The sequence below is a fragment of the Streptomyces sp. NPDC001904 genome (genome assembly GCF_040297005.1).
Lineage (GTDB): Bacteria > Actinomycetota > Actinomycetes > Streptomycetales > Streptomycetaceae > Streptomyces.
Window position 1 is genome coordinate 1 of sequence record NZ_JBEOYI010000037.1, and the last position, 20,430, is coordinate 20,430.

Consider the following 20,430-nt stretch of genomic DNA (forward strand, 5'->3'; position numbering starts at 1 on the left):
CCGGCCGGCGACCACCTGCACCTCGACGTCGTCGGGGCCGAGATCGCCGAGGGCGACGCGGACGTGGAGCGCGAGGGTGGCGCCCAGTTCGGCCGTGCCTCCGGCGTGTCGAAGCCCGCCTTGAAGGCCGCGTCGGCGAGTCGCGCGTCCGCGTCCTTGAGGCGCTGCGCGGTGTCCTCGACGGCGCGGGCCGCGTCGGCCGCCGCGCCGAGCACGTCCACGAGCCGCTCCAGCTGGGCGGCGCGGGCCTCGACGCTCACCGCGGTGCCGCGCGCCTGCGTCAACTCGCCCTCAAGAGAAGTCTGTTCACGCTCCAGCGCCTCGCGTGTCGAGGCGCGGCCCGCGCTCCGGGTGGCCGCTTCCTGGCGGGTGGCCAGCCTGCGCTCGTGCTCGCTCAGGGCCTGTGCCAGCGTCTCGCGGGCCGCGTGGAGGGCTGAGGCCTCGGCGCGGGCCTCGGCGTGCCGGTCCTGCAACGCGCGGGCCGCGTCGGCGAGTTCCGCGGCGGGGGCGTCACCGGCGGCGGCCTTCGCCGCGGCCAGCTCCTCCCGTACGACGGCGGAGCGGCGCTCCGCCTCGGTGTGCCGGTCCTCGGCGGCGCGGTGGGCGGCGAGCGCGGCCTCCTCCGCGGCGCGGTCGACGTGGCCCGCCGACTTCCGCTGGGGCGCCGGGTGCTCGGTGGCGCCGCAGACGGCGCAGGGTGTGCCGTCCCGCAGTTCCTCCGCCAGCTCGGCGGCGATGCCGAGGAGCCGCTGCTCCTTCAGGTCCAGCCAGTGCTCGCGGGCGTGCGCCGACTCCTCGCGGGCGCGCAGGGTGTCGGCCCGCGCGGTGTCGGCCTGTTCGGCGAGCCGGTCGCGCTCGCGGGCGGCGCGGGCCTGCCGCAGCGCGGGCTCCAGCTGCCCGGCGAGGTGCTCGGCGCGGGCCGTGGCCTCCTGGGCCCGGTCGACCCCGTCCTGCAACTCGGTGCGGCGGGTGTCCCACCGGGCGAGCCACTGCTCGGCCTCGTCGAGGAGCTCGGTGTCGGCCCGCTCCTCCCGGTCGAGGTCCGCACGCTCCCGGCCGAGTGCGGCGAGGCGCCGCTCGGCCCGGCGCGCCGCGTCGAGCCCGCCGAGTTCCTGGGCGACACGCCTGGTGGCCTCGGCGAGTGCGCCGGGGCCCGCGTCGGCCGCGTCCTTCAGGGCCTCGGGCGCGTCCGGCCCGGTGCCGGTCTCCGCGCGCAAGTCCGCCCTGGCCCGCGTCTCCTCGCGGAGCGCGTCGCGGTGCTCGGCGTCGGCGGCCTCGCGCAGATCGAGCGCAGGGGCGACGGCGGCCGCCTTGCGGCCGCGGTCCATCCGCTCGCGCACCGCCCGCAGCTCCGCCTCCTGCTCGGCCAGCGCGGCCGCCCGGGTCTCGGCCTGCGCGAACCGGCGCTGGAGGCGGTCCGCCTCCTGCGTGTCGGAGAGGTGGCGGCGCGCCGCCACGCTCGCCGACTCGGCGGCGCCCAGGGCGAGATGGGTGTGCGTGTAGTGCTCCCGCGCCGTGGAGCGGGCGACGGCCGCCCAGCCGAGGACCGCCTCCGCGACCCCCGGGTCGCCGGGCGCCGCGTCGACCGGTGCCGTCTCCACCACGTCCCCGGCGGCCTGCTGCATCCGGTGCGCGTCGGCCAGCAGCTCGGCGTCGCCCGCCGTCACCTGCTTCTCGGCGGCGCGCCGGTCCTCGGCGAGCCGCTGCTCCACGGCGGCGAACCGGCGCGTGTCGAAGAGCCGGCCGAGCAGCTTGCCGCGGGCCTCGGCGTCGGCGCGCAGGAAGCGGGCGAAGTCGCCCTGCGGGAGCAGGACGACCTGGCAGAACTGGTCCTTGCTCATGCCGAGCAGCTGGGTGATCTCCTCGCCGATCTCCTGGTGGGAGCGGCTGAGGTCCTTCCACTCCCCCGCCACGGCGTCGTACTCGCGCAGCCAGCTCTGCGCCTTCTCCGTCGTGAATCCGGTGCCGCGCTTCTTGGGGCGGGCGAAGGGCGGCTGCCGGGTGAGTTCGAGCCGGCGGCCGGCGACGGTCAGGTCGAGGCGGACCTCGGTGCGCACCCCGGGCTCGGCGTGGTCGCTGCGCAGGTTCTGCCCCTGGCCGCCGGCGCTCTGCCGGGCGCCGGGCACCGACCCGTACAGCGCGTAGCAGACCGCGTCGAGGACGGAGGTCTTGCCGGCGCCGGTCGGGCCGTGCAGCAGGAAGAGGCCGGCGGACGACAGGGCGTCGAAGTCGACCTCCTGGCTGCCGCCGAAGGGACCGAACGCCGTGATGTGCAGGGTGTGCAGTCTCACCGGGCGCCCTCGCGCTCGTGCACCTCGTTCTCGAAGGCATCGGTCCGCACGGCGTCGAACGCGGCGCGCAGCACCATCCGCTCGTCCTCGTCGGGCCCGGTGCCCCGGACATGGGTCACGAAGTCCTCCGCGATCTCGTGGTCGTCACGCCCCTTGAGGCGTTCCGCGTAGCTGGCGTCCGGTTCGGTCTCGGTCCTGCGCGGGTCGAAGAGCAGGCTGAGGGTGTGCGGGAAGCGGTCGGTGAGCCGGGCCATCGGGTCGTCGGGGCGCACCGCGTCGGTGAGGGTGGCCTCCACCCAGGACTCCTCGTGCTCCGTGAGGGAGGCGTCGGCGAGCAGGTCCTCCAGGTCGCCGCGGATCCGGGCGAGGGGCCGCGGCACCGGGCAGTCCAGGCGCTCGGCGGTCACCGCGCCGTCGGCAGCCAGGTCGATCAGCCACATGCTCTTGCGGTGGTCGGCCTCGGAGAAGGAGTACGGGAGCGGGGAGCCCGAGTAGCGGACCCGCTCGGAGATGGTCTGGCTGCCGTGCAGGTGCCCGAGCGCCACGTAGTCGACGCCGTCGAAGACGCCCGCCGGAACGGCCGCGACGCCGCCGACGGTGATGTCCCGCTCGCTGTCGCTGGGCGCGCCGCCGGTGACGAAGGCGTGCGCGAGGACGACGGACCGGGTCCCGGCCGGGCGCTCGGCGAGGTCCGCCCGCACCCGCTCCATGGCCGCGGCGAGCACCTGCTCGTGGCCCGCCTTCTCGACCGCGAACTCGCCCTTCACCAGTGCGGGCTCCAGGTACGGCAGCCCGTAGAACGCCACGTCACCGTGGCCGTCGGCGAGCACGACGGGCTCGCCGCACCGGGCCGCCTCGGTACGCAGGTGGATCCCGGCGCGGCCGATGAGTCCGGCGCCGACGCCGAGGCGGCGGGCCGAGTCGTGGTTCCCGGAGATCATCACGGTGGGTACGCCGAGGTCGGCGAGGCGGTGCAGCGCGTCGTCGTACAGCTCGACGGCGGCCAGCGGGGGCACGGCCCGGTCGTACACATCGCCCGAGACGACCACCGCGTCGACCTCGCGCTCGCGCACGGTGTCGACGAGGTGGCCGATGAACGCGGCCTGGGCACCGAGCATGTTCACTCGGTGGAACGCGCGTCCCAGGTGCCAGTCGGACGTGTGCAGCAGCCTCATGGGACACGAGGCTAGCTGCTGGGTCGGACATCACGTGCGGAACGCCCTCATCGGGCGCCCCGCACGGTGACGTGCGTCACGCGTCAGCCGGTGGTGAGCGTGAAGCTCTGGGCGGCCGAGCCGTCGCAGGCACGCTGGGTGAGCTGCGCGCTGTTCGTGGCGGCGGCCGCCGCGGTGAGGCACTTGCCGCTGTGCCGGGCGGTGAACCGGTACCTCCCGGCGGCCTCCTTCACGGGGAGCCACTGCTGGTTCTGCCCGCCTCCGTACGCCCACAGCTGGAGCGGCGCGTTGTCAGCGGACGAGACGCCCGTCACGTCGATGACCTGCTGCGGATTCGGGCGCACTCCGATGCGCCGGTATCCGCCGTCGGTCGTGGCGAGCCGGAACTGCTGCGCCTGGGTGCCGTTGCAGGTGTACTGCTGGATCGCGGTCCCGTTCGCGGTGGCGGCGGCGCGGGCGTCGACGCAGGTGCCGTTGCCGACGTTCTTCAGGGAGTACCAGGCCGTCTCGGAGAGCGTGTCGTCCGGCGGGGTCGTGCCGCCGGCGCCGCCGAGCCACTTCAGCCCGTCGAGCAGGAACCGGTTCTGGGTCGCGCTGGCGAACGTCGACGACGTGCGGGTGTTGGTGTCGTAGTTCATCGCGTTGTGGCCGAAGTTCGCGTAGAGCATCTTGTACTTCGTGTTGGTCCACAGGATCGGGTAGTGGCCGCTGTACCAGGACTGGTTCGGATCGGTGCCCAGCGGGAAGCTGCTGGGGTCGACCGAGGCGAGGATCTTGATGTCCGGGTTCTGCCGCAGGTCGTTGGACCAGCTGTACCACTCGCTGACCGACGAGGTGAACGTGGCGGGCAGGTTCACGGTGGACGGGTGGGTGCGGTCCTCGACCTTGAGGGTCGCGGACGTCGGACCCCAGGTGTTGGACTTGAAGTTGCCGCTGCCCAGGAACTGGTTGTGGTACCAGGACCAGCTCGCCGCGTCCGTGGTGAACGCGGAGACGTGGAAGCCCATCCAGGCGCCGCCGCCGCGCATGTACTGCTCGAATCCGGTGCGCTGGGCGGCGGTCTGCGGCAGGTCGTCGAGGAACAGGACGACCTGGTAGGCGTTGACGCCACCGTTGGCGAGCAGGTTCCAGTCGTTGCTGGCGGTGTAGGTGAAGCCGTTCGCGGCGGCCTGCTTCGGCAGCCAGTCGTTGGCCTCCTTCTCGAAGTCGATGTGGGCCGCGTCCCAGGTGCCGCTGTAGAGACCGAGCACCTTGAAGGGGGCCGCCGTGCCGCTCGCGTGTGCGGCGGGCGGTGCCGCGAGTCCGAGCAGGGCGGCGAGCAGGAGGAGGATCCGCAGGGCCGTGCGGGCGGATCCGGATCCGGCGGTGTGCGTGTGCATCTGTCGATCGGTCCTCTCCGTGCGGTCTACGGGTAGTTGGTCAGGTTGGCGACGTTGCTGCCGGAGTTGGACGGTCCTCCGGTGTTGTTGATGACGTGGCTGATGGTCCCGGTGCCGCCGAGCGAGACGGTGACCATGTCGTGGAACCTGACCCCGGAGGTGTTGGGCACCTCGAAGGCCCGGTCGGCGACGACGCTGGAGTTGGTGCTGAAGTAGCAGTAGCTGCCGAGTCCCCATGCCTCGTGGCTGGTGACGGAGTCGGCGACCTTGTAGGCGGGGTAGCCCTTGCCGCTGCCGTTCATCCAGGCGGCCTGGTTCGGCGGGTCGTAGGGCATCTCGTTCTGGAAGAAGTAGGTGCGGCCGCCGTTGCCGTTCCAGACGACCTGGGTCTTCTGGAAGTGCTCGACGAACAGGCCGTACGCGGTCACGTTCGCGCCGTTGACGACGAGCCCGGTGTCGGCGGTGTTGGTGGTCCAGCCGACCGTGCCGCCGTTGCCGTGGTCGGCCCGCCAGATCCAGGTGTGGTCGATGACCGTGTTCGGGCTGTTGACGACCAGGGAGTTGGTCGCCTTGCCGACGGTGGCGCCGCCGATGCGGACGAAGAAGTCCGACAGCTGGATCGGGTCGGCCGCGTGGTTCGCGGAGGAGCCGTCCGGGCCGATCCGCACCAGGGTCTGGGAGTTGGTGGTGCCTGCGTCGATCAGCAGGCCGGCCAGCTGGATGCCGTCCACGTCGGCGGTGCTGAGCGCGGTGATCCCGCCGTCCGGCACGAGGGTGGCGAGGCCCAGTCCGAGGACGACCGTGTCGGGGCGGGTGATGTTCAGCGTCTGGTTGAGGTGGTAGACGCCCGGGGTGACCAGCAGGTTCTTGCCGGCCGCGAGGGCCGCGTTCATGTCGGCGGCGGTGGCGCCCGGCTTGACGACGAAGAACTGGTCGAGCGGCAGCGAGGTGCCCGCCGGGGTCTTCCCGCTCCATGTGGTGCCGACGGCGTTCGCCCGCAGCGCGGGTACGAACACCTTGTAGGCGCCCGCTCCGTCCACGTAGAGGAACGGCTTCTCGCGGATCGTCGGGGTGCTCGCGACGTTGGTGTACGTCGGGAAGGACTGGGCGGGTGCGCCCTGGTCGCCGACGAAGACCATGTTCCAGTTCGACCCCGACCAGCTCGCCATCTGGGAGTTGCGGGTGAGGAACTGCTGCTGGGAGCCGGAGCGGATCTGGCCGTCGACCTTGGTGTCGGAGATGAAGCCGCCGCTGGACCAGCCGCCGTCGTCGAGCGCGAGGTTGCCGCGCACGTGCATGCGCCGGTAGGGCGCGGCCTGCGAGACGGCCCAGCGGTCGGTGCCGCCGGTCGGGTTGACCGACAGGTTCTCGGCGTCGCGCCAGAAGTTCTGCGTGGCGTTGCCCTGGAACCAGTCGGCCTCCGCGTGCACGGCGCCGTTGATGGTCACGTCGTCCGGGGAGAGGCCGAGCCCCGCGACCTGGGTGTAGAAGCCGACGTTGGCGTCGGCGCTGTAGGTGCCGGGCTTGAACAGCAGGGCCTGGCGGGCCGAGCCGAACTGGTTGGTCTGCTGCTGGGCGAAGACCGAGTTCAGCTTGGACTGGATGCTCGCGGCGGACATCGACGGGTCGAACACCGTCACGTTCGGGCCGAGGTCCGGGGTGCCGGGCGGGTTCGTCGTGCCGCCGCCGAGCGTGAAGGACTGCGCGGCGGTGCCGTTGCAGGTGTACTGCGCGAGCTGCACGCTGTCCGCGGTGGAGGCGCTGGGGACGTCCAGGCACTTGCCGCTGTTGCGGTTCACGAAGTGGTACGCGCCGTCGGCCTCGGCGACGGGCAGCCACTGCTGGTTGGTGCCGCTGGAGTAGGTCCACAGCTGGACGGCGGCGGAGTCGGCGGTGGAGACGTCGGTGACGTCCCAGGCCTTGGTGGTGTCGAGGCTGCTGTTGACGCGGTAGTAGCCGCCGCTGGTGGCGGTCAGCTGCCAGTTCTGGGCGGTGCTGCCGTTGCAGCTGTACTGCTGGACGGCCGTGCCGTTGGCGCTCGCGGCCGCGCGGGCGTCGACGCACTTGCCGCTGCCCTTGTTGACCACGGTGGTGGGGCCGGTCGGGAGGGCCGCGGCCGCGGTCCCCTGCGCACTCGCAGGAGTCTGTACGGCGAACCCGACGCCGGTGGCGGTCGTCGCCACGAGCGCGACCGCCATGAGGACTCTCGGTATCCGGTGTCCGGGCGCGGACACCGGCACGGATCTGGACACGTTTCTGAACACGGGTCTGGACAAGGAGGTCTCCTGTGGGGGTGTCCGTCAGCCGGTGTACTTGGCGAAGATGCCGGTGAACTGCCAGGCGCTCTGGGACACGCCCGAGCAGGTGTCGTCGTTCGGGTAGGCGCCGGAGCAGGGCCGGTCGCGGTTGGCCGACCAGAACGTCAGGCGCGCGAGGTGGTGCTGCTGGGCGTAGGCCAGGATGGTCTGGAAGTCGGCGGGGGTGACGGTCTCGTTGTCGTCGGTGATGCCGTTCATGGACGAGATGCCCATGCCCCGGTACGCCTGGTCGTCGCTGTAGCCGTAGGCGTTCTTCAGGGCGTTCTTGAGGCCCTCGGCCGCCTTCGTGGTCAGCGTCCCCATGTTCTGGCCGGCGCCGCCGAAGTCGAACGGCATGATCGTCCAACTGTCCACCGTGAGGCCGGAGTTCGCGGCCCGGTTGATCAGGCTGGTGTCCGGTCCCGACTGGCCGGTGCCGATGGTGACGTACACCTTGATGCCCGGGTTGTTGGCCTTGACCGTCTTCAGCGCGTCGATCGTGCGCTGCTGCACGGTCCCGTTGCTGTACGCGTCGGCCTCCAGGTCGATGTCGATGGCCTTGAGCCCGTACGCGTTGATGACCTTCTGGTACGCGCCCGCCAGCGCACCGGCGCTGGTGCAGGAGCTCTCCAGCTTGTTGCCGCTGTAGCCGCCGAACGACGGGACGACGTCTCCGCCGGCTCCTCGCACGGTGTTGATGGTCTGTTGGTCGACGCCACCGGTCAGCGGGCGGCCGCCGTCCCACTGCGGGTTGCAGATGCCGTTGCTGAGGACGAAGGCGAGGGTGAACCACTTGACGCCGGTGGCGTTCATGATCGTGGTCGGGCTGGGCGGGTTGCCCCAGCCGTTGTAGAGGTACGGGGCGACGGCCATCGGCGCCGCGGCGGGAGGCGTGCCGCCGCCGCCGGGCGCGGTCCACTTCTGGTTGGCGGCGCCGGTGCAGCTCCAGATCTGGACGGGGGTGCCGTTCGCGGAGGTGTTGCCGGTGACGTCGGCACACTTGCCGGACTGCTGGCCGACGAGGTCGCGGGCGGCGGAGACGGTCCACTTCTGGTTGGCGCTTCCGGCGCAGTCCCACAGCTGGAGCCGGGCGCCGTTGGCGGTCGAATTGCCGGTGACGTCGAGGCACTTGCCGAGGGCGCGGATCGTGCCGTCGGTGCCGACCGTCCACTGCTGCGCGGCGGTGCCGTTGCAGTCGTAGAGCTGGACGGCGGTGCCGTTGGCGGAGCTCGCCGCCGCCACGTCGAGACACTTGCCGCCGAGTCCGGTGATGGTGCCGGTGGCCGCCGCGGCGGGGGTCGTGGCGAGCGCGCCCGCCGACACCGTCAGCAGCACGGTGGCGAGCGCGGCGCGTACGGCGGTGGAGCGCGTGAGAGCAGGTCCGGGCAGGGGGGACGGGGACATAGGGGGTTCACAGCCCTTCATGGGAGGCCGTCGATGGGGGGTTACGGGTGTTCATGGAGATGAACAGCGGGTGCATTCATGAAGCTGTGGCGAACGGGAACCTAAAGGTCTGCACCAGTGGCGTCAAGAGATGAAACCGAGATGACCATCAACGGATCTGCGCCCACAAGGACTTGAACACAGCAAAGCCCCCGGTCGGCGCTCCGGGGGCTTCAACAGTACTTAATTCAAGGTTTGTTAAGAAGGGTGCTGCCAGAGTCCGCGCGCAGCGAGCACCGGCAGCACACCCTCGCCGAACCAGTACGCCTCCTCGACGTGCGGGTAGCCGGAGAGCACGAACTCGTCGATTCCCAGGGCGTGATACTCGGCGATCCGGTCGGCGATCTCGGTGTGCGAACCGACCAGGGCGGTGCCCGCACCGCCCCGCACCAGGCCGACCCCGGCCCACAGATTGGGGTAGATCTCCAGGCCGTCGGCGCTGCCGCCGTGCAGGGCGAGCATCCGCCGCTGCCCTTCGGAGCCCGAACGGGCCAGGCCCGCCTGGACGTCGGCGACGGCCTTCGGGTCGATCCCGGCCAGCAGCCGCTCGGCCTGCGCCCACGCCTCGGCGGCCGTGTCCCGGGCAATGACGTGCAACCGGATCCCGAAGCGGATCTCGCGCCCCTCGGCCTTGGCGAGCGTACGGATCCAGTCGATCTTCTCGGCGACCTGTGCCGGCGGTTCGCCCCAGGTCAGATAGACATCGCTGTGCCGGGCCGCGACCGGCCCCGCCGCCGCCGACGACCCGCCGAAGTAGACGGGCGGCACCGGATCCGGGAGGCGGGTGAGCCGGGCCTGCTCGACGCGCTCGTGCTCCCCTTGGAAGTCGAGGGTCTCGCCGCGCCACAGCGCGCGGACGATGTGCAGGAACTCGTCGGTCCGGGCGTAACGGCCCTCCTTGTCGAGGAAGTCGCCGTAGGCGCGCTGCTCCGGATCCTCGCCGCCGGTGACGATGTTGAGCAGCAGCCGTCCGCCGGAGTGGCGCTGGTAGGTGGTCGCCATCTGCGCGGCGAGCGCGGGGGTCAGCAGGCCGGGGCGGAACGCGACGAGGAACTTCAGCCGCTCGGTCTGTTCGACCAGCATCGCCGTGGTGAGCCAGGCGTCCTCGCACCAGGCACCGGTCGGGGTGAGCGCCCCGGCGAATCCCAACTGCTCCGCTGTGCGCGCCACTTGGCCGAGGTAGGCGAGCGACGCCGGCCGGTCGCCGCCCGCCGATCCGGTGGGCACGCCGTGGCCGCCGCCGACGATCGAGCGGCTGTCGCCGTTGGTGGGCAGGAACCAGTGGAAGGTCAGGGACATGGCGGTCTCCTCTCCGGGTCCGGGGCTCAGGCGGCGGCGAGGCGGGAACCGCCCGGCAGCGCGTCGCGGAAACGGCCGAGCACCGGGGCGAGCGCCTCCCGCGTCTCGGGGGCGAGGCTGACGGCGCCGTCCGCGTCGACCGTGATGTGCCGGTCGAGGACGAACCAGCCCTGCGCGACGTCGGCGCCGAGGGAGGTGAGGACGGGCCGCAGCGCGTAGTCGACGGCGAGGACGTGCGCGGGCGAGCCGCCGGTGGCCAGCGGCAGCACGGGCTTGCCGCGCAGCGCGTACTGCGGCAGCAGGTCGAGGAAGGTCTTCAGGACGCCGGAGTACGCGGCCTTGTAGACGGGGCTGGCGACGATCAGGGCGTCGGCGCGGGCCACGAGGGCGACGGCCGCCGCGATGCCGGGGTCGGTGGTGTCGGCGGACAGCAGTCCCTCGGCGGGCAGGGAGCGGACGTCGAGGTGGCGTATCTCGTGGTGGCGGGCGGCGAGTTGGACGCCGAGGTCGCGCGCGAGGTGGGCGGTGCGGGAGGTGCCGGGGGCGGAGGCGCTGCCGGTGAGGGTGAGGAGGAGGGCCACGGGGATTCCTTTGCGGGGTGGGGAGTTCGTTGTCCGCTGCGGGCCGGTGGGAGCTTCTCGCGCAGTTCCCCGCGCCCCTGAAACGAGCTCCGCTCGTCCAGGGGAGGTTGCGCGCAGCGCAGCCTTGAGGGGCGCGGGGAACTGCGCGAGGGGCCCCACCGGCCCGCACTCGCCGACGAATCAGCGACCCGGCAGGCGCGAGGCGTTGTCCGCGACGCGGAACAGGGCGCGTGAGAGCGGCAGTTGAATGCGGCAGAGGTCGGACGTGAGCCGGGCGACGGCTCAGCGGGGGAAACGACAGGAGGTGCTGCTGACCCGTGCGAGATCGACGTGGCGTCGCCGCGTGAGGTCGTGCCGTCCTGCGTCCATGGGCCGATTGAATCAGGTGCTGCGTACATCCGTCGAGACCCGCCCACGCCGTGGACAGGTCAGCCGTACGCCTCGCCGCCCAGTTCGAAGCCCGCGGTCCCGGCGCTGACGTCCGCCAGCCATGCCCGGAAGCGCTCCACGTCCCCCTCGGGCAGCCCGATCTCGATGGTCACCGCCTCCGCGTAGCGGACCTCGCGCACGTCGCGCCCGGTGGCCCGCAGGTCGTTCTCCATCTTTCCGGCCCGGCCGTGGTCGACGGTGACCGTGGCGAGGCGGAAGCGGCGGCGGGTGACGGTGCCGAGCGCGTCGAGCGCCTCGCCCACCGCGCCGCCGTACGCCCGGATGAGCCCGCCCGCGCCCAGCTTCACGCCGCCGTAGTACCGGGTCACGACGGCGACGACGTAGCGCATCTCGCGCCGGGTGAGCATCTGGAGCATCGGCACCCCCGCCGTGCCGCCGGGCTCGCCGTCGTCGCTCGCCTTCTGCACGGAGGCGTCGGCGCCGATCACGTACGCGTAGCAGTTGTGCGAGGCAGTCGGGTGCTCCTTGCGGACGCGCGCGACGAAGGCCTGCGCCTCCTCCTCGGTCGCGGCGGGCGCGAGCGCGCACAGGAACCGGGAGCGGCTGATCTCTGTCTCGTGCACGCCCTCGCGGGCCACCGTGCGGTACTCGTCGTGCATCCGACCAGCCTATTCGCCGGTGCGGCAGGGGTCGCCCCCGCCCGGTGCGCGAGTGACGATGTGATGGATACTCGCTCGTCGTCACTGTCATGAACGGGCTGCCGCGGGGCAGTGCACTCCCGTACGCGACAGGCGACACCACCGAGACTCCCGACAGAGAGCCCCCACATGACCGGCACCCGGGCCGACGCCCCACCCGCCCGTACCTCGCGCTGGCGGTCCTGGCTGCTGGAGGGCCTGAGCGAGCAGACGGCCCGCCATCAGGGACCGCACGGACGCGTCTCGGAGGAGCACCACGGTCACAAGTGGTGGCGCGTGATGTGTCTGACGGGTGTCGACTACTTCTCCACGCTGGGCTACCAGCCGGGCATCGCGGCCCTGGCGGCCGGTCTGCTGTCCCCGCTCGCGACGCTGGTGCTGATCGCGCTGACCCTGCTCGGGGCGCTGCCGGTGTACCGCCGGGTCGCGAAGGAGTCGCCGCACGGCGAGGGGTCGATCGCGATGCTGGAACGGCTGCTGCCCTGGTGGGCGGGGAAGCTGTTCGTGCTGGTGCTGCTCGGGTTCGCCGCGACCGACTTCATGATCACGATGACCCTTTCGGCGGCGGACGCGGCGGCGCACGTCGTGGAGAACCCGTTCGCGCCCGGCTGGCTGCACGACGCGAACCTGTGGATCACGCTGGTGCTGCTCGCCGCGCTCGGCACGGTCTTCCTGAAGGGCTTCAAGGAGGCCATCCGGGTGGCCGTCGTCCTGGTCGGCGCCTATCTCGCGATGAACGTGGTCGTGCTGATCACGGCCGCCGCCCATGTGCTGACCCAGCCGGTGAAGATCACCAACTGGTGGGACGCGATGACGGCCGAGCACTCCTCGCCGTTCGTGATGGTCGGCGTCGCACTGCTCGTCTTCCCGAAGCTGGCGCTCGGCATGTCCGGCTTCGAGACCGGCGTCGCGGTCATGCCGCAGATCCAGGGCGGCCCCGACGACACGTACGCCAAGCCGGCCGGCCGGATCCGCGACACCCGCAAGCTGCTGACCACGGCCGCGCTGATCATGAGCTGCTTCCTGCTGCTGTCCAGCCTGGCCACGACGATCCTCATCCCGCAGCACGAGTTCGAGGCGGGCGGCTCGGCCAACGGCCGGGCGCTCGCCTATCTCGCGCACGCCTACCTGGGCGAGGGCTTCGGCACGGTCTACGACGTCTCGACCATCGCCATCCTGTGGTTCGCCGGTGCCTCCGCCATGGCGGGACTGCTCAATCTGGTCCCCCGCTACCTGCCGCGCTACGGCATGGCGCCGGAGTGGACCCGGGCGGTTCGTCCGCTGGTCCTCGTCTTCATGGCGGCGGCCGTCTTCATCACGCTCTGGTTCAACGCCAACGTCGACGACCAGTCCGGCGCGTACGCGACGGGCGTGCTGGTGCTGATGCTCTCCGCGTCCTTCGCCTCGACGGTGGCGGTGCACCGGCGCGGCCACCGGGGGGCGGCCCTCGGTTTCGGCGCGATCACCGCCGTCTTCGCCTACACCCTCGTCACGAACGTCGTGGAACGCCCCGACGGCATCAAGATCGCCCTGATCTTCATCGTCGCGATCCTGATCTCCTCCTTCGCCTCCCGCGTCCACCGCGCCTTCGAGCTGCGCGCGGGCGCGGTGACGTACGACGAGGCGGCCGTCCGGCTGATCGACGAGGCCGCGGCGCGGGGCCCCTTGCGCATCATCGCCAACGAGCCGCAGGAGCACACCACCGCCGAGTACCGCGCCAAGGAGCGCGAGCAGCGCGAGGACACCCACATCCCCGACGACGGCGCGCTCCTCTTCCTGGAGGTGTTCATCCAGGACTCCTCCGACTTCACCGAGGACCTCGTCGTGCACGGCGACGAGAAGCACGGGGTGCGGCGGCTGCGCGTGCACGGCCCGGGCGTGCCGAACACGGTGGCGGCGGTGCTGATGAACCTGCGCGACCGCACGGGCGAGGTGCCGCACGCCTACTTCAACTGGACGGAGGGCCACCCCGTCAGCCATCTGCTGCGCTTCCTCGTCTTCGGCGACGGCGAGGTCGCCCCGGTCACCCGCGAGGTGCTGCGCCGCGCGGAGGCCGACCCGGAGCGGCGGCCGCGCGTCCACGTGGGCTGACCGGCCGCGGAATCCCCGGCCGGGCCGGGAGGTTACGACACCATCGGCACCCGCTCACAGGAGGCAGCCATGTACGGCGACCAGGCCACGGTCCGCACGATCCTCACCGACTCCGGCGACACCTGGGCCGTCGTCGGTCTCTCCTCGAACCAGGCGCGGGCGGCGTACGGCGTCGCCGGCGTGCTGCAGCGCTTCGGCAAGCGGATCGTCCCCGTCCACCCGAAGGCGGAGACCGTCCACGGCGAACAGGGGTACGCCTCGCTCGCCGACATCCCCTTCCCCGTGGACGTCGTCGACGTCTTCGTCAACAGCGACCTGGCGGGCGGGGTCGCCGACGAGGCCGTGGAGATCGGCGCGAAGGCGGTGTGGTTCCAGCTCGGCGTGGTCGACGAAGCGGCGTACGAGCGGACGCGCGAGGCCGGTCTGGAGATGGTCATGGACCGGTGCCCGGCGATCGAGATCCCGGCACTCGGCTGACCTGCCGCACCGCGCCCGGACGCGGACGCAGGTGCGGGGCTCGGGCAGCCTGCACAGTGCTTCCCCCCACGGAAAGTGCAGGCCGCCCGAGCCCCTGGACAGGTGGCTCTGAGGTGGCGTCTACCAGACGGAGTCCAGCGGCGCGATCGCCCTGTCCGGCTGATCGGCCGGGACGGTCGCCCGGTGCGGCTCGTTCGCCGGCTGCGGGTCGGCGGGCGCCAACCACACGCTGTCGGCACGCGTCGTCGTCGCCGCTCCGTGCGCAGACTGCGCGTGCGCCACACCGGCCAGGGCGGCGACGGTGAGGGCGATGAGGGCTCCGATACGGCGTGCCATGTGGGTCATCGTTGTCCTTCCGGGCGCACAGGGGCGGTGTCTGCTGTGCGAAGACGGTTCGCAGGAACCGGGAGGGGCCCCACGGATAGAATGTGGCTCATGCGGCGGCGCGGCTGCAACCGAATCCGCTGTCGTCTTGCTGCCTGGCGTAGGTACGCCAACAGGCCGACGGCCGACCGGCGTTGACCTTGACGGCTTGACGGAGGGGTTGGGTGGGAGAGAGCACCGCACCCGGGGACGCGCGCGGGCGGGCGCTGCCGGGGCAGGCGCTGTCGGCCGCCGCGGTCGACCTGTACGGGCGCCTGGCCACCGGGCGGCCGACGGGTCCCGCGGACGACGAGGCGCTGGCGCAGTTACAGGCGTGGGGAATGGTCGCGCTGCCCGAGGACGGCGCGCGTCCGGTGCCCTTACCGCCCACGGCGGCCGCCTGGTCGGTCGCCCGGGACGCCCTGACGCACCTTCAGGAGCAGACCCGGATGCTGATGGAACTGCCGAGCGCTGTCGAGCAGTTGAACCTCGCGTTCGCCCAGTCGCGGACCCGGGCGGGGGGCACCACCGGCTCGGAGTTCCTGTCGGACCGGGCGGAGGTCAACGAACGGATCGGGGCGATCCTCGCGTCCGCCCGGTCGGAGCTGCTCGGCGCGCACCCGCACGGGCCGCGGACCCGGGAGCAGATGGACATCGGCGTGCCGCGCGACACGGCGGCCCTGGAGCGCGGGGTGCACTACCGGACGCTGTATCAGGACGCCGTGCGCGACGACGTGGTGAGCTGTGAGTGGGCGTCGACGATGGCGCCGCGCGGCGTGCACTTCCGTACCCTGGCGGACCCCTTCGAGCGGGTCGTGATCGTCGACGAGCGGGTCGCGGTCATCTCCGACTACGTGGTTCCGGACGCCCCGGAGGGCGCTGCGTGGATCATCACGGACCGGGCGATGGTCGCCTTCTGCAAGCACGCGTTCGAGCAGGAGTGGCGGCGGGCCAGCCCGTGGCACGGGCAGCGCCGGGTGCGCGGCCAGAGCCCGGAGGGCGGGCTGCTGAGTCAGTTGCAGCGGGCGATCCTGCGGGCCCTGTCGGAGGGCGAGACCCAGGACGGGGCGGCGCGCAGGCTCCAGGTGTCGACGCGGAAGCTCCAGCGCGAGCTCGACCTGGTGCGCGCCGCGTGGGCGCTGCCGCAGGCGACCGTCGCGCAGCTCACCTTCCGGTGGGCGACCTCCCCGGAGCGCGAGGCGACGCGCGAGAAGGCCGCCTGGCGCCGGGCGCTGACGCCGGGCGACGGTCCCGGGCTCCCGGTCAATCGCCCAGCCACTCCAGCGCGGCCGTCGTCAGCGCCGTGATCCCGGTCGTGAGGGTTGGCTCGACGAGCGGCGCGAAGAACGGCGAGTGGTTGGCGGGGATGTCCCGGTCGGCCGTGCCCGCCTTCTGCGCGGCCGCCACCTGCTCCGGGTCGAGGCCGCCGAACATCCAGTAGCAGATGGGGGCCCCGGAGTCGGTCGCGAACAGGCCGACGTCCTCGCTGCCCGTCACCGGCCCCATGTCGAAGACCCGGTCGGGGCCGAGGGCGGTGCGCAGGGCCGCCACCGTGCGCTCGGTCGCCGCTTCGTCGTTGGTGAGCAGCGGGAAGCTGTCGATCTCGGTGATCTCCGGGTCACGTTCGGCGCCGGACGCGGCTGCCTCGGCGCGCACGATGCGTTCGACGGCGGACAGGACGCGGGCGCGGGTCTCGCCTCCGTAGCTGCGGATGTTGAGCTTCAGCTCGGCGCGGTCGGGGATGATGTTGGCCTTCGTGCCGGCCTGGAGCGCGCCGACGGTCAGGACGGCGGTCTCGCCGCCGGGGACCTCGCGGGCGACGACCGTCTGCAGCCGCAGCACGGTCGCCGCGGCCATCACCACCGGGTCGATGGCGGTCTCGGGCCGGGAGCCGTGGGAGCCCTTGCCGTGCAGGACCACCTGGAGCGAGTCGGCCGCGGCGAACGCCGGTCCCGCGTGCCAGCCGACCGTGCCCGCGGGCAGCGGTGCCACGTGCTGGCCGAGGACCACGTCGGGGCGGCCGAACCGGTCGAGGAAGCCGTCGTCGAGCATGGCCCGGGCACCCTGCGCGATCTCCTCGGCGGGCTGGAAGACGGCGACGATCCGGCCCGACCATTCGGCGCGCGCGTCGGCGAGCAGCCGCAGGGTGCCGAGCAGGCAGGCGACGTGCATGTCGTGGCCGCACGCGTGCATCACGCCGTCGGTCTTCGAGGCGTAGTCGAGTCCGGTGCGTTCCCGGACCGGCAGGGCGTCGAAGTCGGCGCGGAGCAGGACGGTGGGTCCCGGGCCGTTGTCGAGTGTCGCCACGACGCCGGTGCGGCCCACTCCTTCGGTGACCTCGTAGCCGTGGCTGCGGGCGCGCCGGGCGACCTCGGCGGCGGTCCTGGTCTCCTCGAAGGACAGCTCGGGGTGGGCGTGCAGGTCGCGGTAGAGGTTCGCCAGGCCCGGGAGCAGGGCCGGGAGGCCGTCGAGCACGGTGGGGGTCCTGGGTTGCTGGGTCATCTGTCCTCCGGCGCCGGGATGTGAGGGATGGGGGGCGTGCGGGCGGGGCTCGCTCAGGGCCGCTCGCCGTACCGGTGGTCGTCCTCGTCGAACGAGGCGAAGTAGGCGGCGGCCATGTCCTCGTCCCCGTGGCCCTGCTCGGCGGCGCGGGCGAAGCGGGCCGCGCTCGCCTCGGCGACGTCGAGCCGGACGCCGCCGGAGCGGCCCGCCTCCACGATGAGCCGGGCGTCCTTGGCGGCGGTGCTCACCGCGAACTGGGCCGGGGTGAGCCGGTCCTCCCGCACCAGAGCGGCCTTCATCCGCAGGTAGGGCAGGTCGAGGCCGCCGCCCGCGATGGCGTCGAAGAAGTGGTCCGGGTCGACGCCGAGGGCTTCGGCGAGGGCGAGGACCTCACCGGCGGCGCTGGTCGCCGCCAGGACCCAGCTGTTGGCGACGAGCTTGAGCCGGGTGGCGCTGCCCGCTGCCGCGTCCTCGCCGGTCCACACGGTGCGGGAGCCGACCGCGTCGAGGACCGGGGCGATCGCGTCGCGGTGTTCGACGGGGCCCGCCGCGAGGATCAGCAGCTGCCCCTGTTCGGCGGGGCCGCGGGTGCCGAGCACGGGCGCGTCGAAGAGGACGAGCCGGTTGCGGTCCGCGAAGTCGGCCAGCCGGGTGACGCCCTCGATGCCGGCGGTCGTGGACTGGATCCAGGCGGTGCCGGGGCGCAGCCCGTCGGCCGCCTGCCGCATCACGTCCAGGGCGGCGGGTCCGTCGTGGAGCATGGTCAGTACCGTGTCCGCGCCGGTGACGGCCTCGGCCGGGGTGTCGGTGACGTGCACGCCGTCGGCGGTCAGCGGTTCGGCCTTGGCGCGGCTGCGGTTCCAGGCGCGGACGGTGTGCCCGGCCCGGGCGATGTTCCGGGCCATCGCGGCGCCCATGATGCCGGTGCCGAGGACCGCCACGGTCCGCTTGTCGGTCGGTGCGCTCATGCCTTCGACTCCCTCGTGTGTGCCTGGTGCCCGTGTTCACTGTGCCGCGCGGCCGGTGATCGCGTCGAGCCGGGGCGCCCGCTCAGGCCCTGCGGCGGGCGAGCCGGAGTTCCGTCAGGTACCGCTTGGTGACCGTGCCGCCGTAGGTGCGGTCGATGAGGCGGCCGACGCAGTCGAGGAGCCCGGCGCGGGCGGCCGGGTCGAGGGCGAGGGTGCCGGAGAAGGTGCGCAGAAGGTCGAGGTACTGGCGGGTGGTGAAGGTGAGGTCGCGTTCGTAGCGGCGGAAGACGGGCGGCTCGAACCGGTCGGCGCCGGGCAGCGTCGCGTTGTCCTGCGCGGTGGTGCGGCCGGGTGCCTCCTGGCTGTCGTACGGGATGTCGTCCGCGGCGGTGAGGCGCAGGCCGTGCGGCGTGGCCGGGTCGAAGTGTTCGTAGCAGGCCTGCACGTCCACGAAGAACTGTTCCGTGCCACCGGCGGCATGATGGGTCGACAGTGTCGCGAGCAGGCCGCCGGGGCGCAGCGCCGCGGCGGACTTCGCGACGCGCACGGCGGGGTCGATCCAGTGGAACGAGGTCGCCGCCAGGACCAGGTCGAAGGGTTCGGGCGGCAGCGGCCAGTCCTCGAACGCGGCGACGTGAACGGTGGCGCCGGGGTGCCCCGCGAGGTTGCGGCGGGCGACGGCGGCCAGTTCGGCGCCGAGTTCGACGGCGACGATCCGGCAGCCGCGCTCCGCGAGCGGCACGGTCGCCAGGCCGGTGCCGCAGCCGACCTCGAGGACGCGGCAGCCGGGCCCCGCCCCGGCGAGCGCCGCCAGGTCGTCGAACACCTGCGGCGGATAGCCGGGGCGGGCCCGGTCGTAGGTCTCGGCGGCCTCGGTGAAGGTGCGGCGCAGGCGTTCTCGCTCGGTGTCGGTCACCCGGGCACGGTACGGAACGCGCCCGGCTGCCGTAGCTCGGGAAGGCGGGAGGGCAGGGGCGGCCCGGTTCACGGGGACGCGGGGCCGAGCAGCCGGATCAGCGCCTCGGCCAGGGCGACGTGCCAGCAGGCCTGGTCGTGGCCGCCGTTGTATTCGCTGCGGGTGACCCGGTAGCGGGCCGAGTGCAGGGTGTCGTAGAGCGCGCGGCAGTGGTCGACCGTGGCGCCCTCGTGCAGTCCGACGTCGAGGTGCACGGTGATCGGGCGCGGGGCGGCGGCCGCGTACCGGCCGACCATCCAGGGAGTGCCGAGGACGGGGGCGCTTGCGCCGGGCGGCAGTTCGGGCCGCCACCACAGTGACGGCGACTGGGCGACGACGTGGCCGAACCGGTCGGGCCGCAGATGACCGGCGTGCAGGGCGGCCATGCCGCCGAGGCTCTGTCCGGCGACGACGGTGCGGGCGGGATCCTCGGCGGCGAGGGGCCAGCGGTCCGCCGCCCAGGGCAGCAGTTCGTCGGCGAGGTACGTCACGAAGGCGTCCCGGCCGCCGAGTTCGCGGTCGCGGGTGTGCCGGTCCACGGCGTCCGGTGCGAGCACGACGAGGGGCGGGAGGCGTCCGTCGGCGATGAGCAGATCGAGGGTGCGCTGGAATCCTTCGCGGCCGAACCACAGGTCGCCGTCGCAGAGGACGAGCGCGGGCAGCCGTGCGTCGGCCGGTCTCGCGCCGGGTGGGACGTAGACCCAGACGTCACGGAACCCGCCCAGCGCCGCGGTGGGTGCGCGATGCCGTTCGACGCGGCCGGCCGGCACGGCCGCGGCGCGCTCCGCCGGGGCCCACGCCTCGGCGGGCGCCTGCGGCAACGCGAAGACCGAGCCGTCCGGGGCGCCCCAACGGGACGGCTGAGTAGTGGGGTTGAGCGGGTCCCCGGCGGCATGGACGGCCAGGGAACGCAGCCGCTCCTGGAGGACATCGGGAGCGGTGGGCGGCTCCTTGGCCGAGACGTCCGCGGCCAGCCGGTACGAGCCGCGGTGGTCGGCGCGCAGCCGCAGCCCGAGGTGCCAGACATCGGTCCCGGGTATCACTTCCAGGAGTGAACCCGCGAGGTGCCCGCGGTCGACGAGCCGGTTCGCCATGAGCAGCACCTGCCGGGTGGCGCGGTGGCCGCGCCACAGGAAGGTGACCACCCGATGGTCCGGCTCCCTGTCGATCTCCTCGACGAGGGGGGTGCCGTGCCGCGCCGTCTCCTGCCAGAACTCCTCGACGAGCGCAGCCCGGCGCGCCGGGTCGGCCTCGGCCGCGCTCGCCGCGAGGCGCGCGATCCGCGGTCCGGTGACCCGGACCGGCCGGTGGTCCGGCAGCGCGGCGGGCCGGACCGTCGGCTCGGGCTCGGACTCGGCGACCTGGACGCGCATGTCTCCCCTTCCCGTCGACCGCCCCGAAGGCGTCCGGACACCCTGCGATGACCAGGCTTTTCGTCAACGTAATTGTTAGCGAGTTCAGTAAGGCTAGCCTAAGCTAACCATATGCCCGCTGGTGCACGACTCGGCGACAGGTCTCCTC

General features: G+C 72.8%; 16 protein-coding genes and 1 pseudogene. 3 read left to right on the forward strand and 14 right to left on the reverse strand.

The window, feature by feature from the left end:
* The 9 genes and pseudogenes from ABT127_RS39405 to ABT127_RS35840 all read right to left on the reverse strand — a co-directional run.
* A partial coding sequence (locus ABT127_RS39405; RefSeq protein WP_502971835.1) for a hypothetical protein occupies positions 1-87 on the reverse strand: 87 nt, incomplete at its 3' end.
* 8 nt (positions 88-95) lie between these two features.
* Positions 96-2,291 (reverse strand): annotated as a pseudogene (locus ABT127_RS35805) (AAA family ATPase); the annotation flags it as partial.
* A complete protein-coding gene (locus tag ABT127_RS35810) occupies positions 2,288-3,466 on the reverse strand; it encodes an exonuclease SbcCD subunit D (RefSeq protein ID WP_351459609.1) in 1,179 nt (392 codons plus the stop codon). The gene ABT127_RS35810 and the pseudogene ABT127_RS35805, both read right to left, overlap by 4 nt.
* A gap of 83 nt (positions 3,467-3,549) precedes the next feature.
* The gene (locus ABT127_RS35815) at positions 3,550-4,845 is read right to left on the reverse strand and encodes a ThuA domain-containing protein (RefSeq protein WP_351459611.1); all 1,296 of its coding nucleotides are present in this window, start codon (positions 4,843-4,845) and stop codon (positions 3,550-3,552) included.
* Positions 4,846-4,871: 26 nt separating this feature from the next.
* On the reverse strand, positions 4,872-7,043 hold the full coding sequence (locus ABT127_RS35820; protein WP_351459614.1) for a pectate lyase-like domain-containing protein: 2,172 nt from the start codon (positions 7,041-7,043) through the stop codon (positions 4,872-4,874).
* A 102-nt stretch (positions 7,044-7,145) separates the two neighbouring features.
* Positions 7,146-8,546: a lectin gene (locus ABT127_RS35825; protein WP_351459616.1), complete on the reverse strand. Its 1,401-nt coding sequence runs from the start codon at positions 8,544-8,546 to the stop codon at positions 7,146-7,148.
* Positions 8,547-8,783: 237 nt separating this feature from the next.
* On the reverse strand, positions 8,784-9,884 hold the full coding sequence (locus ABT127_RS35830; RefSeq protein WP_351459619.1) for an LLM class flavin-dependent oxidoreductase: 1,101 nt from the start codon (positions 9,882-9,884) through the stop codon (positions 8,784-8,786).
* A gap of 26 nt (positions 9,885-9,910) precedes the next feature.
* The gene (gene ssuE, locus ABT127_RS35835; protein ID WP_351459621.1) at positions 9,911-10,465 is read right to left on the reverse strand and encodes an NADPH-dependent FMN reductase; all 555 of its coding nucleotides are present in this window, start codon (positions 10,463-10,465) and stop codon (positions 9,911-9,913) included.
* A 428-nt stretch (positions 10,466-10,893) separates the two neighbouring features.
* Positions 10,894-11,514 (reverse strand): YigZ family protein, encoded by a 621-nt coding sequence (locus ABT127_RS35840; protein WP_351459623.1) that lies wholly within the window; start codon positions 11,512-11,514, stop codon positions 10,894-10,896.
* A gap of 168 nt (positions 11,515-11,682) precedes the next feature.
* Between ABT127_RS35840 and ABT127_RS35845 the strand changes: the two genes are divergently transcribed.
* The gene (locus ABT127_RS35845; RefSeq protein WP_351459626.1) at positions 11,683-13,644 is read left to right on the forward strand and encodes an APC family permease; all 1,962 of its coding nucleotides are present in this window, start codon (positions 11,683-11,685) and stop codon (positions 13,642-13,644) included.
* A 69-nt stretch (positions 13,645-13,713) separates the two neighbouring features.
* Positions 13,714-14,121 carry a CoA-binding protein gene (locus ABT127_RS35850; protein WP_351459629.1) on the forward strand — a complete coding sequence of 136 codons (408 nt, stop codon included), beginning with the start codon at positions 13,714-13,716 and terminating at the stop codon, positions 14,119-14,121.
* A gap of 120 nt (positions 14,122-14,241) precedes the next feature.
* On the opposite strand, the gene ABT127_RS35855 is transcribed toward ABT127_RS35850, so the two are convergent.
* Complete coding sequence (locus tag ABT127_RS35855) at positions 14,242-14,457, reverse strand: hypothetical protein (protein WP_351459631.1); 216 nt, start codon at positions 14,455-14,457, stop codon at positions 14,242-14,244.
* 212 nt (positions 14,458-14,669) lie between these two features.
* Here ABT127_RS35855 and ABT127_RS35860 point away from each other — a divergent pair, with 212 nt between their 5' ends.
* Positions 14,670-15,791 (forward strand): hypothetical protein, encoded by a 1,122-nt coding sequence (locus tag ABT127_RS35860; protein ID WP_351459634.1) that lies wholly within the window; start codon positions 14,670-14,672, stop codon positions 15,789-15,791.
* On the opposite strand, the gene ABT127_RS35865 is transcribed toward ABT127_RS35860, so the two are convergent.
* The 4 genes from ABT127_RS35865 to fes all read right to left on the reverse strand — a co-directional run bounded on the left by ABT127_RS35865 (position 15,748) and on the right by fes (position 20,282).
* Positions 15,748-16,986, reverse strand: a complete 1,239-nt coding sequence (locus ABT127_RS35865; RefSeq protein WP_351459637.1) for an amidohydrolase — start codon at positions 16,984-16,986, stop codon at positions 15,748-15,750. The two genes, ABT127_RS35860 and ABT127_RS35865, sit on opposite strands and share 44 nt — an antisense overlap.
* A 53-nt stretch (positions 16,987-17,039) precedes the next feature.
* Positions 17,040-17,954 carry an NAD(P)-dependent oxidoreductase gene (locus ABT127_RS35870; protein WP_351459640.1) on the reverse strand — a complete coding sequence of 305 codons (915 nt, stop codon included), beginning with the start codon at positions 17,952-17,954 and terminating at the stop codon, positions 17,040-17,042.
* Between the two features lie 82 nt (positions 17,955-18,036).
* On the reverse strand, positions 18,037-18,870 hold the full coding sequence (locus ABT127_RS35875) for a class I SAM-dependent methyltransferase (protein WP_351459643.1): 834 nt from the start codon (positions 18,868-18,870) through the stop codon (positions 18,037-18,039).
* 68 nt (positions 18,871-18,938) lie between these two features.
* Positions 18,939-20,282 (reverse strand): enterochelin esterase, encoded by a 1,344-nt coding sequence (fes, locus tag ABT127_RS35880; protein ID WP_351459646.1) that lies wholly within the window; start codon positions 20,280-20,282, stop codon positions 18,939-18,941.
* Positions 20,283-20,430 lie beyond the last annotated feature (148 nt).